Below are 16231 nucleotides of genomic sequence, written 5' to 3'. Positions count from 1 at the left end.
ATGCCCTTATTGCTCTTTGGCGAGCGCTGCAGAAAATAGAGCGTACCCTTCTAATAACAGAGCGATGTAGTCACGAGTGTCTTGTAACATGCCTTTTTTAGACACCTTCTCCAACTGCCCTGCAAGCCGTGAAAGCTCACGCCCCCCTAAGTTCTGTGAAATTGACTTCATACTGTGAGCCGCTCTTGTGACTACGTCAAAATCCATATCTTGGTTATCATTTTCAACACCTAGAGTGTCAACAATTTGTTCAGCATCGGAAAAGAAAGCTTGATATAGTATTTCTATGTCATCCCCTAAAACAGCCCTAAGCTCACACAATACTTGCTGATCCAATACTAGGCTTTCATTCTCTGAATGTTTCTCATCGTGCTTATTCAAATCCGTCAAACTCTCCTCCTTGCCAGGTTTGTGCTGCTCAAAATAACGCTGAAAGATACGAATAAGCGCCTCTTTTTTAAAAGGCTTCGCTATCAGGCCATCTCCTCCCGCTCTCTCCACATCAGCAACCCGTTCATTATGGGTATCCGCGGTAAGTGCAAAGATTGGCACACGGCGCTCAAATGACTTTGCCTTTTCGATAAAGCGAATCGACCGCATCGCCGTGATACCATCCATAATAGGCATATGCAAATCCATTAAGATTAAATCAGGCTGACATTCTTGCCACTTTTGAACACCCAGCTCACCATTTTCTGCCTCAATGACCTTCAGCCCCATTTTTTCGATTAGTCCCCGTGCGACAGCAATATTGGCGGACATATCTTCCACAACCAGCACAGTCGCTGAGAACTGAGGAAAGGCCATATCAGTTTGATACAAGGCTCTCTCATTTGAGGAAAAGTACGAAACTTGCTTCGCCATCACCTGCCCATTTAAGGCGGCATCCACCCCTAGCAACAACGAATGACTGTCTACAGGCTTCGTCAGACAGACATTAACTCCTGCCTCAGTGAGGTCCTGTTGCTGCATTCGCCCTAAAGAAGAGGCCATCATAATCGCAGGAAGATAAGCATCATGAGATTGCGTCCTAATACGCTTACTGAGCGACAAACCATCCAGCTCAGGCATTTGATAATCTAATACCACCAACGCATAAGGTTGCTGCTGCTCTGCAGCAAGCAAGATTCGCTCACTGGCACGCTCTGAGTTGAGCTCTTGCTCACACTGCATACCAAGCTCCGTCAACTGGTTAGAGAGAATCATCAAATTCACTTCATTATCGTCCACCAGCAGCACTCGCGCATTGCGCCACTTTGAAAGATCAACGCTGTCCACGGGGGGAGTTGAGTAACTTTCCATCAACACCAAAGACACCATAAAGGTAGAACCAACGCCTTCCTCACTTTGCAATCCAATATGGCCGCCCATTAATTCAACCAACTGTTTGGTTATCGCCAACCCTAAACCGGTGCCACCAAATTTTCGAGTGGTTGAAGAATCTTCTTGTGTAAAAGCCTTGAACAAGGACGCTTGCTTATCTTCGGCAATCCCAACCCCTGTATCAGTAACCTTAATTGAAAGGCTGACACCACCTAACCTATCTGCGACTGAATCCAGGCTGATAACAACCTGACCTTGGTGAGTAAATTTAATAGCATTACTGATCAAATTGATCAGCACTTGTTTGATCCGAAATGCATCCCCTATAAAGTTTCTAGGCGTTTGACTGGGGTATTCAACAAGCAAGTCTAAGCCTTTTTTCTCGGCGCTGATAATAAGTAAGCGAACCACATCATAGAGAGTTTTTTCCAAATCAAAATCTACTGACTCAATGGTCAATTGGCCCGCTTCTATTTTTGAAAAGTCGAGTATCTCATTAATCAGCCCCAGTAAGCTCTCCCCGGACTCTTGAAGAATAGTCAATTGAGTCCTCTGCTCATTGGTTAACGCAGAACTGGACAACAGCTCCGCCATGCCCAACACACCATTTAAAGGGGTTCTGATTTCATGGCTCATTGTGGCTAAGAAATCACTCTTAGCCTTGTTAGCCATCTCAGCTTCATTGCTCGCTTTTCGTAAAATCGCCTCTGTTTCGATTTGTGAAGTGATATCAAGATTTACCCCTATTAACCTAGATGGAAAACCGTCCCTATCATATTCCATCGCGCCATTGGCTTTTAAATGACGCACCTGACTGTCTTGGCGAACAATTCGAAAAGACGTATCAAAGTTTTCCCCTCCTTTAATAAAATCGTCTATCTGCTGATTAAGAAGAGATACATCATCAGGGTGAATCGATTGGCGCCAAATATTATAAGGATTGTCTACTTCATCTTTCTCGACCCCAAACAGTCGATACATCCAATCGTCCCACATCACTTCATTGGATTTAAGATCCCATTCCCATACACCAATTGAAGCCGCATCAGAAGCCATCGAAAAACGTTGATTGGCTTTCAAACGCTCTTTTTCATCTGCTAATCGACGACTAATATCGGTAATATGACCAATGTGGCCTACCACAGTCCCGTCTTCTCCAGTAATCACACTATTGGCGCTTTCACAAAAGAAGACACGCCCGTCTTTACTGATACAGGAGACTTTATCTAATGTATGCGTATTGAGCTTGTTGGCACCATAATAGGCTTCACCAATACGAGCATACTCATCTAAATCGGTATACAAAAGGGCGGTATTTTGCCCCACAATTTCTTCCGCAGAATAGCCAAACAAAGCACTGAAAGCGGGATTTACCATCACCACTTCACGCTGCATATTGACCAGAATTATCGCTGAGGGAGCATCCACAAAAAGTGATTCAAAGAGCTTCTTCTGCTCTAACATCTCACGCTCAACACTAAGTTGTTGAGTGCGATCTTGAAAAGTAACCACCGCACCTTGGACCGCGCCATCCACATCCAACATGGCAACAGAGTTATATTCTGCAACAAACATCCCCGCCTTTCCCCATAAAGGCTCAGCATTAGACTGATGGCTTGCGCCATTGGATAAGGTACAACTAACAGGACAGGCTGATAACGGATAAGGCGTGCCATCAGCATAAGAATGATGCAGTAAGGAATGATGATGCTGGCCGAGTAATTCATCCAATGCATAGCCAGTCATTTGGCAAGCCGCTTGATTCGCAAAAATAATCAAACCACCTTCATCGATTCCCAAGAAGCCCTCATGGGCAGAGTTAAGCAGTAAATGCTGCTGCTGTTCTGAGGCACTTAATTGCGCCAACGCGCGATGGCGAGTTATTTCATTCCCCACCCATTGAGCTAACAATTTCATTAACTCAATATCATCTTCGCTAAAGCCTTCTTCTTTTGACTTGGAGTTGGAAAAGTTCAGCGTCCCCCAAGGATGTCCCTCGATGATGATCAAGGCACCTATATAGGACTCTAATCCTAAAGTTTGATAACAAGGGTGTGTTTTGAGCGTACTGTTAGCGACATCATGAAAGCAAGTTGGCTCCCTATGATGGAAGGTGTAAGCACAATAAGTCTGTGCTAAATCAAACGTCATGCCTGGAGACAATTCATTTTCTGGCGAAACACAATATTTCACCGTATAAGTGGTATTTTCTATGGCACTAATAATGCCCAAAGGCAGGCCGTATTGGGCAACCCCTACCCGCAAAATGCGCTCTAATTTTTGTTCCAAACTGATCGCATCATTAGCTGTTATCTGGTGTAAATCACGCAGTGTGCGTAATGTTTTTTGCTGCGTCGTCACATTGCGAGCAACAACATACAATCCAACCTGACTCTCGTTATAATACTTTGGAGAACAGGTTACTTCTAATACCTTATTCGCACCTTCTTTGCGTTTTATGGTAAGTAAAAAGGTACTTTTTTCACCCTCCAAAGCAGCCTCAAGATACCCTATTGCAGTTTTATAAACCTCTTCTCCTACCACCTCAACAATAGACTTGCCTATTACTTCCTGCGGTTTTAATTTGAGCTCTTTTAAGCATTTGTTATTGGCAAAATGAAAGTCTAGTCGATTATCCAAGACAGCAATCATGCTATTACTGTCGTTAACAAACTCTAGCACTGAGTGATGAAAATGAGGGATTGAAGTGTTCGCTGGGGTATCTTGCTTATCCTTTAATAACCCTTGCAAAGCCACTTCAATAAAAGACAAATCTTGATCATATGATGCGGGAAAAACCTTAACAGCCTCCTCGCTAAAAGAGAGCAAATAAGCTCTACTTGACGCCTGACCAAGCTGCTTTACCACTAATCGGCCAGACCCAAGAATTCCCTGCCAAAACCTCTCTTTATACTCAGTCGCTTGCGCTAAATTCGGAACAGCTAGATTTTTCGTTACACCATCCGCTAACACATCACGAAAGGCGACAACCAATCGTTCCATCTTTGCATTTTTAACATCAAACACCACATCATCTTTAAGGACAACCGCTGTGGATGTCATATTTAAAAGACGCGTCGCACTTTTTAACGCAGCAACCAATTCAATCATATCACTCTAAATCCTAGCTTAATAAAGCAATAATAGAGTGATTCTAAGCAGTGGAAAGATCTATTGCGTATAAAAATGTAAGCTTGAAGCTTACGGCAGCAGCTTATCTAGCAACACACAGTCCTCGGTTTCGTTACGACTCGCCTTCACTTTATCTAAAATTTTCTGAGCCACCTCTTTTTGCCTTTCCGGTACATATTTAGAATCCACCGTATCTTGTGTTGTCTTTAAGTAAACTTCCAGTTTAGGCGTACAGTAATCTTGGTAAGCCAAAGCACTGGTTGAACTCAACGCAAGCACACCACTAAACACAACAAAGCCAAATCTTAATCTCATATAAAGCACCCATAAATTTAATTAAAGCTTAATGATAGCGAAACAGAGGCTGAATAGAAGCCATTATTCGTCGAGAAGATTTTTCTAGCACCATTAAGCGACCTCTTCGTTCCGCTAGGTAGAGCGTAAAACTTAAAGTTATCACATGATATATGTTACATAGCAAGCGCACCAAAAAGACCCCGAAAATATTAGACACAACAACCATCCATCACCAAAGCGATTGAAAAAAAAGGAAAAATAGCAAATTCATCTAGCGCTCTTCTTGGTGCACAGACAAAAATAATTCACCAATAATGCGCATCATATTTTTTTCACAAATAGTGATTGTAATGAAGAAAAAACGATGTAGTATCCACATTCTAGTCACATTTCTGACCAATTGGTTATATTGTGATCAAAACTTACCTTTTCCGTGGAGAGAACGATGCGCAAACTACTTTTAGGGCTAGGCATAGCGGCGGCAGCCTCTACTGCTTTGGCAGCAGATTATTCTGATGACATTCATAAAAACGATTACTCTTGGCGTCAGTTCAATCTTATGTACGCTTTTGATGAATTGCCTGACCCAGAAGGGAATGATCATGACTACCTAGAAATGGAGTTCGGCGGACGTTCTGGGATCGTAGATTTATACGGATACATTGATGTCTTCAACTTATTATCTAGCGAATCAAGTGACAAGTCGGGTAGCGACAAAATGTTTCTTAAGCTAGCGCCGCGTTTTTCTTTGGACGGCATGACAGGTAAAGACCTTTCTTTTGGGCCAGTTCAAGAATTGTATATCTCCACACTATTCAATATTGATGGCGGCAATGATGAAGATACCGTCAATGCTACAAACAATGCCTTTTTTGGTATAGGTGCTGATGTCAATGTGCCATGGTTAGGCAAAGTCGGCATGAACCTTTATGCCTTATATGACATGACTGATCACAGACAAGATTGGAACGGCTATCAGTTTTCGGCTAACTGGTTTAAACCTTTAACTACATTTGAAAACGGCTCTTTCATCGCTTACCAAGGTTATGTGGATTACCAATTCGGCCTAAAATCAGAGTACAACAGTTCAAGCACAGGCCTTGCTAATTTTAACGGCCTTTACTGGCACTCTAAACGTTACGCTGTGGGTTACGGTTTAAAATATTTCCACGATGTTTACGGTATAGAAGACAGTGCTGGCTTGAAAACAACGGGCTTCACCCACTATGTAGCGGTGACTTATAAGTTCTAAGCCTTGCCCTATCGACTTACCGCCTCTTGCATGTTCATGCCAAGTAAGAGGCGGTAAGCGCCGCGCTTATTCACCCCCTCGGTTCTAATTCATCTAGACTGTCTATTATTAGCACTAAAACACAAAGTCACTGAAAACATTTAGCATAAATTCCAATCATAAAAAAACCTGCTGAGGCAATCGCCTCAACAAGCCTTTATCTTTTATAGTGCACTCAAATCACTTGTAATAATTACAACCATCAATCCTTAAAGTCACGCTCTCGAACACGCTCTAAACGTTTTAAGATTGCATCCAATCGTTCCGGTTTTACCATAAATTCCTGAAAGCCTTTCATGCCTTCTTGTGCCATCCGAGGAGACGTATCACGGTCATAAAACTGTGCGGTTCCTGCGGCCGCATTCAGCATTTTCACACCATCGTTTAAGAACACATTATCCGGTGCATGGGCTTTTTTGTTGGTTGGGATTTGCAACAGGGCAGCGTTCACTAGGGTTTGATTATCAGAGCGTGCCATAAACTCTAAGAACTTACGGGCGTCTTTTTTGTTCGCTGCTCGAGTTGGGATATGCACGGTATCCATTGGCGCGTCTTCTGCTACCGGCACCTTGGAATCAATAATTGGGAACTGGAAGAAGCCAATTTTGCCATCCAGCTCTTTCGGGAAGTTCGGCGTAATAAAGTTGCCGATCAAATACATAGCCGCTTTACCGTTATACAAGAAAGGTTGCGCTTCTTGCCATGAATAAGACGCGTGATTTTTCAGGAAATACCCAGGTTTAACCAACTGCCCCCAATGTTCGAACACCTTACGCACTCGAGGGTCAGTGTAAGGGATTTTGCCGTCCATTAAGTCCATATGAAACTTCAAACCATTGGTACGCAAGTCCAAATAGTCAAACCAACCTGCGGCCGTCCATAAATATTTTGTGCCTATGGTAATCGGCGTCACATCGTTGGCTTTTAGTTTGGCGTTCACAGCCAAAAACTCATCCCAAGTTTTAGGTACCTGTAGATCCATCTTGGCGAAAATATCCTTACGATAGTAGATCCCCCATTGATAGTAGGTGTAAGGAATACCATATTGTTTATCATCAATCGTCATCGCCGCCGTGGCAGAAGGCATTAATTCTTTCAGCCTTTCTTTTTTCCAAATATCACTAACATCTTCAAACATGCCACGATCAACAAAGGTTTTCATCCGATTACCAGCATACCAAAACACCACATCTGGTGGGCTCGTTGCCAACCAATTTCGGATAGCGGTTTTATACCCTTCTTTGTCATAAAGATTATACTTCACAGAAATATCTGGGTTTTCCGCTTCGAATTTCTGAATAATCTCTTGAAAAGCTTTCTTTGGCGCAGGGTCTGCTTGGTCAGAGTTAATAACTAGGGTGCCGGCCTGGGCAACGGAAACTGCCACACAGGCCAACGCACCAATGAGTAACGATGGTATTTTTTTCATTTGAAAAGTCCTCTTTTTCTTTTTATGTATGACATCAAATTTTGATGCTGCTAGTGGCGCCGCCAAATAGCGACACCCGCTGTTGATAGCGTGGCCGAACCTAGTAGCAACTCAGCATTATCGGGCTGGAAACAGCCAGTTTTTGCCCCATAATTGAAAACAAATAGCAACGCCCCCCGTTGGCGAATACGCATTCCTGAAGGCAAATACTCTGCACTTAACCCCGCTTTTTCAGCCAACTTTGCCAAGCTCGTCTTTAACAAGGCTTTGTCTAAACAAGCAGCCAAATAGAAGCATTTCCCTTCACCCACTAATACTGGCTTGCCACTTTCATCCACTAACAGGCTCGGTAACTTTGTCGCGATTTGCTCATGCCAATGGCATAACTTCCCCTCCCCCCAACGGCCATACACATGAGGCTGAGTATGCTCTGGTAACGCATCAACCCGCTCTACTGTTAATGGCAATAAATCGGCCAATGGACCTGGTGGCAGGTTAGCAGGAATGTGATATTGCTGCGTTTTACTGCCACTGCGGGGCCCTATTAAAAGCACTCCCTGAAACTGGTTTAATCTGGTCAACAACTCGTCTGAGATATGTACCTGAGCAGGCAACAGCAACAACTCATAAGTGTCTAATGAAGCAGAAGGCGGGATAATATCAACAGATAAACCCAACTCTCGTAACGCCTCATATAAGCGGTAGCACCAAAAAAGGTAACGATAAGCCTCAGACTGTGGCTGAATATCCAGAGACCAACAAGCATCGTAATCAAACATTAAAGCAACTCGACCCGATTCCGGTAGCGCCATCAGCTCGTCTGCATCCAGCCCTGTTGCCAATGATAATTGAGCGATTTCTTGAGCAACTTGTGCCGCCTCAGAAGCGCCTTCTGCCGCCTTACCATCAGGCCGTAATAGCCCTGCATGCATTTGCTCTTGAGCAAAAGGCGCCTGACGCCAACGAAAATAAGAAACCAGTTCAGCACCATGGGAAAACGCTTCCCATGTCCATAGTCGCACCGCACCATCAACCGGAATCGGATTATGTGGAGCCCAATTTACTGGACCAGGCTGCTGCTCCATAATCCATAATCGACCTTTGCCACAGCCGCGGTATAAATCATGGTGGAAGGCACCGAAATCTGGGTGACCAACACGCAAATACGTGTGTTTTTCTTCTGCTGTGTAAATACTTTCTTGATCCAAAAAGCCCAACGGGTAAGTATCCCAACTGGCCACGTCCAAATCTTGGCCTACTTTATGGTGATCAAAAGCCGTAAAAAAACCCATGTAATTGTGTACTAGGTCACGATCTTGGCTGTAGTGGCGAAGAATCTCCACCTGCAATTTATTAAACGCCACAACTTGATCAGAGCAACACCGCTGAAAATCTAAACGGTGGGAAGGGTTGGCCTCTGTTACGGTTAAATTGGGCAATTCAACTTCATCAAAAGAACGGTAATCCATACTCCAAAAAGTATTCCCCCACGCTTTGTTAAGCGCACTGACCGTGCCATATTTCTCTTTTAACCAGATACGAAAAGCACTTAAGTCCGCCTCAGCGTAACTCAAAATGGTGTCATGACAGCCATATTCATTGTCAGTTTGCCAACAAACAACCGCAGGATGCGCGCCATAGCGCTGGGCCATTAAGGTAACAATACGACGACACTCTTCTCGATACTCAAGACTGGCAAAGCTGTAGTGACGACGCGAGCCAAAGTGACGAACTCGACCTTGTTGATCTTTGGCGAGCATCCCTGGGTAGCGATCAACCAGCCATTTTGGTGGCGTCGCGGTCGGCGTGCCTAAAATCACTTTTAAGCCATGTTGATGAAGAATTTCGAGCGCTTCGTCCAACCATTGCCAATGCAGCTCACCCGGCTCAGGTTCGATAGTACTCCAACTAAATTCGCCAATACGAACATACGCTATGCCCATATCACGCATTTCCTGAGCATCTTGCGGCCAGCGGCTTTTTGGCCAATGCTCTGGATAATAACAAACGCCTAATTTCATATTACACTCCTGTGGTGGAAGCCATCATAGCTTTCACCACCTTTAATTTTTAACCAATGAATAACTCATCAAGAGCCTCATCTTAGCCTTTGGTCGCACCCAGCGTTAAGCCTGCAATAAAGTGACGTTGCATGGCAAAAAACAAAATAACAGGAGGCAAAGCAGCAATAATTGAACCTGCTGAAATAAGTTGCCAAGACGCCAGCCACTGGCCTTTTAAGGCACTGATACCTGCGGTAATCGGGCGAACTTCATCACTTTGTACCAGCACCAAGGCCCAAAAATAATCATTCCAGATGAAAGTGAAAATCAACACTGATAAGGCTGCTAACGCAGGGCGTACCAAAGGCAAGACGATATGACAAAAGATTTGCCATTCGCTGACCCCTTCTACTCTGGCCGCTTCGATCAACTCATCCGGTAAACCAATAATAAAATTGCGCATAAACAAGGTACAAAAACCAGTTTGAAAGGCAATGTGGAACAGAATCAAGCCACTCGCCGTGTCATACAGCCCCATATCAATGGTCAAATTTCGTACTGGAATCATCAAAATTTGAAAAGGCACAAAATTCCCCGCGATAAACGCAGCAAATAAGCCAATACGACCTCGAAATTTAAACTTCGCCAGGGCATAACCTGCCAATGTAGAGAGCGCAACAGCACCAATCACTGCCGGCAAAGTGATGATTAACGAATTTAATAAGTAACGCAGCATGGGGGTTTGAGTAAACACTAGGGTGTAGTTTTCCAAAAACATCCATTGAGTCGGAATTCCCCAATAATTGCCCGCGTTTAAATCCGCAGTGGAACGTGCAGACGTCAGCAACACCGCCAATAATGGCAACAGCCATAAGAATAAGGCAAGCCAGATAGCGACACGATAACTGATATTAAAGGGTAATGATTTTTGCTCTACAGGTGTTGGAAACATTAGGCTTTCTCACTCTTCAACATACGCCACAAGAAGTAGGCAATATAGACATCCATGATTAGGAACAAGATGGTCGCTATGGCTGCACCGTAGCCTGCCCGATAATTAAAAATAGACTGCTCGTACATAAAGTAAGCCAACACACTGGAGCTGCCGAATGGGCCGCCTGAAGTCATGGTCGCGACCAAATCGAAGCTGCGTAACGCCCCAATCACAGTCACCACAATGGCAATAAAAGTCGCGGGCTTGAGCTGGGGTAGAATCACATGGCGTAACATTTTCCAGCCATGAGCCCCATCTAAACGCGCCGCTTCTATTTGATCAGGGCTAAGGTTGTTAAGACCTGTGAGGTATAAAATCATGCAATACGCAATTTGCGGCCACAAGCCTGCGACTATAATGCCAAAAGTCACCCAGTTTTCGTCTGACAAAACGGCAATGGGTTCGGCCCCAAACAAGCCAAGCACCTTGTTAAATAGACCAAAACTTGGGTCATAAAACCAAGAAAACACTAGTCCTACAACGACTTGAGAAATAACGAAAGGAAAGAAGAACATGGCTTTTACAAAGCGAATGCCCATCACTTTTTGATTTAAGAATAACGCCAGCAACAAGCCAATAGGCGGTGCCAACATAAAGAAGATTAACCAGTAAATATTATTGACTAATGCGGTCCAGAACTGATCATCCGTAAATAATTCGAAGTAATTACTGAAACCAACAAAGGTTTTTTCACCTAACCCATCCCATTCAAAAAAACTCAGCCAAATACTCTGAATAATAGGAAAAATAACATAGACCGAGAATAAAATGACTGCCGGTGTAAGAAACAAAAACGGCATCCATTGCTGCTGTCTGCTCTGCATCTTCTGCATCGCTCACCCACCTTTTTATTGTTATTAAATGACGGCTTGTCATACTTGACAGTTAAAACACCTCGTAAAATAATGGAGTAGCGCTATTATTTTTGCAACCGCTATCAATTACCACAGTGTTGTGTTTTCAAAATTAAAAATGGATTTCTTTAGACACGGCTTATCAAGCCATCATGATTACTCTCAAGCTTGTCACATCTAGAAGCCTAATCATGACAGTCTTCAACCGAAGGGCGGCAACCGCCTTCAACAAGCATTAGGATAGAGTTCATGGCAACAATAAAATTAAAAAATGTCATTAAGCGCTTTAACGAAATAGAAACGATTCATGGCGTCAACCTAGATCTGGAAGACGGTGAATTTGTGGTTTTCGTAGGCCCTTCTGGCTGCGGTAAGTCCACATTACTGCGTTTGATTGCGGGACTTGAAGACATCACAGACGGCAGCCTAGAAATAAACGGCCAAAACATGAACAGTGTTGCCCCTGCCGATCGCGGTGTGGCTATGGTATTTCAGTCGTATGCACTTTATCCGCACATGACAGTCGAAGAGAACATGAGCTTTGGGCTACGCATGACGGGCGTTGACCCAGCAAAGATCAAAGCCCAAGTCGCCAATGCTGCGAGTATTTTGCAGCTAGAAAGCTTACTGGATCGTAAACCGAAGCAGCTCTCAGGTGGGCAACGTCAACGTGTCGCTATTGGCCGCGCCATTGTGCGTCAACCTGAAGTCTTTTTGTTTGATGAGCCTTTGTCCAACCTTGATGCAGAGCTTCGAGTGGATATGCGGATTCAAATCGCACAACTCCATAACCGTTTAAAATCTTCGATGATATACGTTACCCATGATCAAGTAGAAGCCATGACATTAGCGGATAAAATTGTCGTATTACGGGCAGGCAATGTGGAGCAAGTGGGCTCTCCTCTCGCGCTTTATCATAATCCTGCGAATGAGTTTGTAGCAGGCTTTATTGGCTCGCCTAAAATGAATTTTTTAGATGGCAAAATCCTAGCTATCGACAATGAAAGTCTAGCTACCATTGATGTAGCAGGTCAGCAAATAACGCTTACCGTTGATACAAACAAGGTCAGCGTCAATGAAAATGTTAAGCTCGGCCTTCGCCCAGAGCATGTAAAAGAAACCACTCAAGACGCGGATTTCTCATTTACTGTTGAAGTCGATGTTGCTGAACACCTAGGGGGCACTAGTTTCTTATACGGTCATTACAAAGGCCATAAGCTGACCATTGAAGCCAGTGGACAGAACCTGACTCAAAATGGGGAAGCGGTCACAGTAGGCATTGCTAAAAAAGACTGCTATTTATTTAACAGTAAAGGAGAAGCCTTGGTTAACCGCCCTATTCCGACTCGCTCATAATAAGAATGACAAACAATAAAAAAGCCCGTCAGGGCTTTTTTATTGTGTTACTGTCACTAACAGCAAAAGTTAAAATTCAGCCAAAAAATTTTCTAAATAAACATAACTGCGTTTCGCTACCTGTGGGTTGTACATGCTGCCGTGATCAGGGTTATTGGCGCTAGGCATCATAAATGAATGCACCGTATTGCCAAAGTCGATAAACTGAAAATCCAACGCCAATTCTGTCCAGTATTGTTTCGCGGACTGGCAACTCTCAGGGCTTACCAAAGGGTCATTGTGACCATTGAACACCATGATTTTCAGATCAGGATTCACCTGCTCTTTAGTCGCACGATTAAAACTCATTAACCCATGAAAACTCGCGGCCCCCACACTGTCACTAAAATGCAAACCTGCTTCTAACGCCAAACGACCCCCTAAACAAAAGCCGATATGGACGATTGATTTATCGTGAATATCGGCCATGGAAGCGTCTATTAATGTTCGCTGCAAGCTATGAAGAGGCGCGCTATTTTCGACTAGCTTACCCATCAAAGAGAGTTTTTCATCAGCGCTTTCCAAGACACAGTCTGGTCCATATAGATCCACCGCCGTCACTGAGTAACCCAATGAGGCAACTTTATCAGCAATCGATTTCTCAAAATCTGTCAACCCTGAATAAGTCGGCCAAATTACCACATGAACAGGCTGGCTCGCTTCGCCAGATGGCATTAGGTGGTAATGTTGACGGTTCACATTATCAATAAAAAGAGAGTGAAAGGTATCGCTCATTATAAATCTCCTAAGATAAAAATCCCTGCGCTACTCGCTTAAGCGCTCATTCTGCTGCCTGAGTGTAACGAGTCAGGCAATTTGGAATCAACACTATAAAAGAGGCTTTTGACAATGTCGTCTTTGTTGCATATTTAAGCGGATTAGCATCCACTTATTTTATTACCCATACGTAACCATGATGATCAAGCATGGGCTCATCACAGAGTCGGTTTGCTTCACTTTAATGCTTATCATTGGATTTTTGATTACTGCTAGAATCTATCATCACCGCTAACCACTGCATTTTAGGGTTTGCCTCTAGTGCTAATTTGACAATAATCGTCAGCGGAATCGACAACAACATGCCAACGGGACCAAATACCCAGCCCCACAATAACAAAGAAAGAAACACCACAAGTGTCGATAAACCCAAGCCACGTCCCATATAACGTGGCTCAATTACATTACCAACAAATAAATTGACGACCACAAAACCAAGAGCGGTTAGCCCAGCATAGAGAGGACCAAGCTGAACGAAAGCCAGTAACACAGCAGGCACTGCGGCGATAATAGAGCCAATATTCGGCACAAAATTCAGCAAAAAAGCACACATTCCCCACAACACGGGGAAGTCTACCCCGATCACCCATAACCATAATGTGATCACTACCCCCGTTAGCAAGCTAACCGACGTTTTAATCACTAGGTAACGATTGACCGAATTAATAAATGAGCGGAAATGCTCTAGGGATTGGGTCGCATCATTTAACGCAAGAGACAGTTTTTTCGGCAACTCAACGGCTTCAAAAAGAATAAACACAACCGTCATGATGACCAACACGAAATTGGTCAGCGCACTGCCTAAGCCACTTAATGCCTTAGCAACCAACTGCATAAGGGAAGAAGGGTCTACATAGCCCTTCACTTTATCGTAGGAAATATGAATACCAATGTTATTTAGCCCAGCTAATAAGTTCGACATTTCTTCAGCAAAGCGAGCCTTGTAGGTAGGCAACTGGCTGGATAAGTTATCCAGCGAAGAACCTACCAGCGCACCAACCCCACCCAGTCCCACCAGGACCACAGCAACCACCAGCAAAATAGACAACCAAGTAGGCACCCGTCGACGCCGCAAGCTTGCCATTAAAGGCGCACAAACAATGGCAATAAACACCGCCAGCATAAAGGGGACAACAATTTGAGAAGCCGCTTTTAGCCCCGCGATAATAATCACAAAAGAAGCCAAACCAACTAACCAGTGTGTTCCTCTATGCTGTTCACTCATATCATCTCCTTGGCTATTCTATTGGGTAAATGCTTTGTGCGTAATCGGACAAATCTTGCAACATTATTTGTTTTGCTGGTGCTAAATCAGGGGTTTGAGCAATGCTATTTAAACGTTCAAAGAAAGCTTCCATTGCAATCGACCCGCCGCCGTCTTTATCCATTAGCTTAAAGGCGCGATATTCTTCCCACTCTTCTCTTTGCTGCTCATTTAACTGATCAGGGTAATTACGCGCAATATAACGCATTAACATTTCAGGTAAACGACGATCATCAAATGATAATTCAAGTTCACTTAATGCTTCTGCTGGCGTATTACGAATGGTTTCCATGCGTGCTTTGTCTTCGCGTGAAAAGAAACCGCCAGAGTACAACATTAAATCTGGGTCTTTAGGAATGCTACGTTCCTCTTGCTCGAAAACTGCACTCACTTTAGCCGCAAGCCCCGGAAAAGACTTCAACAACGCAAGGTTCTTACGACAAATATCGCCATCTAGTGCTAACCGAGACACAACCGCTTCATCTTTCAAAAAGGTCGCCGGGGCAACCGCTGGCGCCTTATTATAATGGATCACTTTTAATGGCAGACGCGGCAATTCACCTAACTCTTCTTGTCGACTGAAGACCCGATGTCGAATCTCTTCTACTGTTAAATCAAGCAGGGGTTGAGCATCACTCATCAGATCAAACACAACCACACCATTTTTATTTGTTGGGTGCGGTGCGATAGGCGCCACAAAGGCGCTGTATTTTTTTAGCTGACCAAACATCCCAGAAACATGAAGAAATGGCTTCATACGTACAGGGTCAATAAACTGCTGAAGCTCATGTTTTTGGCGCATTTTTAAGTAGTAATCAAACAGCTTTGGCTGTTTGGTTTTGATCAATTTGGCGATTTCAATAGTGCCATAAACGTCCGATAGCGCATCGTGAGCTTGCTCATGGGCGATATGGTTGGCTTTGGTTAAGGCTTCAAGTTTTAACGACACCTTGCCGTCTTCACCGGTTGGCCACTCGATACCCTCTGGACGCATCGCGTATGTCATTCGAACTAGGTCAATAATATCCCAGCGAGAGCAGTTGTTTTGCCATTCTCGTGCGTACGGGTCGATGAAATTGCGATAGAAACCATGACGTACAACTTCGTCATCAAAGCGAATACTGTTATACCCCAACGAACATGTACCAGGTAGCGCCAACTCGGCCTCAATCGCGGCCATAAACTCGGCTTCACAAAGCCCTTCTCGGTTCGCATCCTGTGGACTAATGCCGGTTAACAGACAGGCTTCTGGTTGCGGCAACACATCGTCAGCTAACCGACAATAAAACATAATTGGCTCGCCAATTACATTAAACTCAAGATCCGTGCGAATACCGGCAAACTGCATTGGCCTATCTTTTGCGGGGTCTGTTCCTGTGGTTTCAAAATCAAACCATAAAAATGAAGTGGGTCCCGATGAGGTCACAAATAATTCCTGTTAGCCATGAAAGAAACCCGTATTATACGCACCT

11 protein-coding genes are annotated in these 16231 nt (G+C 44.0%); 2 read left to right on the top strand and 9 right to left on the bottom strand.

The window, feature by feature from the left end:
* Positions 1 to 6 precede the first annotated feature (6 nt).
* Both DFP81_RS14880 and DFP81_RS14875 read right to left on the bottom strand, forming a co-directional pair.
* Positions 7 to 4434, bottom strand: a complete 4428-nt coding sequence (locus tag DFP81_RS14880) for a PAS domain S-box protein (RefSeq protein WP_115898698.1) — start codon at positions 4432 to 4434, stop codon at positions 7 to 9.
* A 90-nt stretch (positions 4435 to 4524) separates the two neighbouring features.
* Positions 4525 to 4770 (bottom strand): hypothetical protein, encoded by a 246-nt coding sequence (locus DFP81_RS14875; protein ID WP_115898697.1) that lies wholly within the window; start codon positions 4768 to 4770, stop codon positions 4525 to 4527.
* A gap of 427 nt (positions 4771 to 5197) precedes the next feature.
* Between DFP81_RS14875 and DFP81_RS14870 the strand changes: the two genes are divergently transcribed.
* Positions 5198 to 6004, top strand: a complete 807-nt coding sequence (locus DFP81_RS14870; RefSeq protein ID WP_115898696.1) for a nucleoside-specific channel-forming Tsx family protein — start codon at positions 5198 to 5200, stop codon at positions 6002 to 6004.
* A 241-nt stretch (positions 6005 to 6245) separates the two neighbouring features.
* On the opposite strand, the gene DFP81_RS14865 is transcribed toward DFP81_RS14870, so the two are convergent.
* From DFP81_RS14865 to DFP81_RS14850, 4 genes are all read right to left on the bottom strand, one after another.
* A complete protein-coding gene (locus DFP81_RS14865) occupies positions 6246 to 7472 on the bottom strand; it encodes an ABC transporter substrate-binding protein (RefSeq protein WP_115898695.1) in 1227 nt (408 codons plus the stop codon).
* 50 nt (positions 7473 to 7522) lie between these two features.
* Positions 7523 to 9493 (bottom strand): beta-galactosidase, encoded by a 1971-nt coding sequence (locus DFP81_RS14860; protein ID WP_115898694.1) that lies wholly within the window; start codon positions 9491 to 9493, stop codon positions 7523 to 7525.
* Positions 9494 to 9575: 82 nt separating this feature from the next.
* Positions 9576 to 10427 (bottom strand): carbohydrate ABC transporter permease, encoded by an 852-nt coding sequence (locus DFP81_RS14855; RefSeq protein WP_115898693.1) that lies wholly within the window; start codon positions 10425 to 10427, stop codon positions 9576 to 9578.
* Positions 10427 to 11302, bottom strand: coding sequence for a carbohydrate ABC transporter permease (locus DFP81_RS14850; RefSeq protein WP_115898692.1), 876 nt, complete (start codon positions 11300 to 11302; stop codon positions 10427 to 10429). The genes DFP81_RS14855 and DFP81_RS14850 overlap by 1 nt, the downstream gene beginning before the upstream one ends.
* 270 nt (positions 11303 to 11572) lie before the next feature.
* On the opposite strand from DFP81_RS14850, the gene DFP81_RS14845 reads away from it, so the two are divergent.
* Entirely contained in the window at positions 11573 to 12679 is a 1107-nt protein-coding gene (locus DFP81_RS14845) for an ABC transporter ATP-binding protein (protein WP_115898691.1), read from the top strand.
* Positions 12680 to 12748: 69 nt separating this feature from the next.
* On the opposite strand, the gene DFP81_RS14840 is transcribed toward DFP81_RS14845, so the two are convergent.
* The 3 genes from DFP81_RS14840 to sbcB all read right to left on the bottom strand — a co-directional run bounded on the left by DFP81_RS14840 (position 12749) and on the right by sbcB (position 16185).
* Positions 12749 to 13453: a dienelactone hydrolase family protein gene (locus DFP81_RS14840; RefSeq protein ID WP_115898690.1), complete on the bottom strand. Its 705-nt coding sequence runs from the start codon at positions 13451 to 13453 to the stop codon at positions 12749 to 12751.
* Between the two features lie 223 nt (positions 13454 to 13676).
* A complete protein-coding gene (locus tag DFP81_RS14835) occupies positions 13677 to 14720 on the bottom strand; it encodes an AI-2E family transporter (protein WP_115898689.1) in 1044 nt (347 codons plus the stop codon).
* A gap of 13 nt (positions 14721 to 14733) precedes the next feature.
* On the bottom strand, positions 14734 to 16185 hold the full coding sequence (gene sbcB, locus DFP81_RS14830) for an exodeoxyribonuclease I (protein ID WP_115898688.1): 1452 nt from the start codon (positions 16183 to 16185) through the stop codon (positions 14734 to 14736).
* Positions 16186 to 16231: the final 46 nt, after the last annotated feature.

Source organism: Marinomonas pollencensis, from assembly GCF_003387375.1.
Taxonomy (GTDB): Bacteria; Pseudomonadota; Gammaproteobacteria; order Pseudomonadales; family Marinomonadaceae; genus Marinomonas; species Marinomonas pollencensis.
Note: the sequence above shows the minus strand (reverse complement) of the source record. Positions and strands in the feature narration are given on the sequence as shown.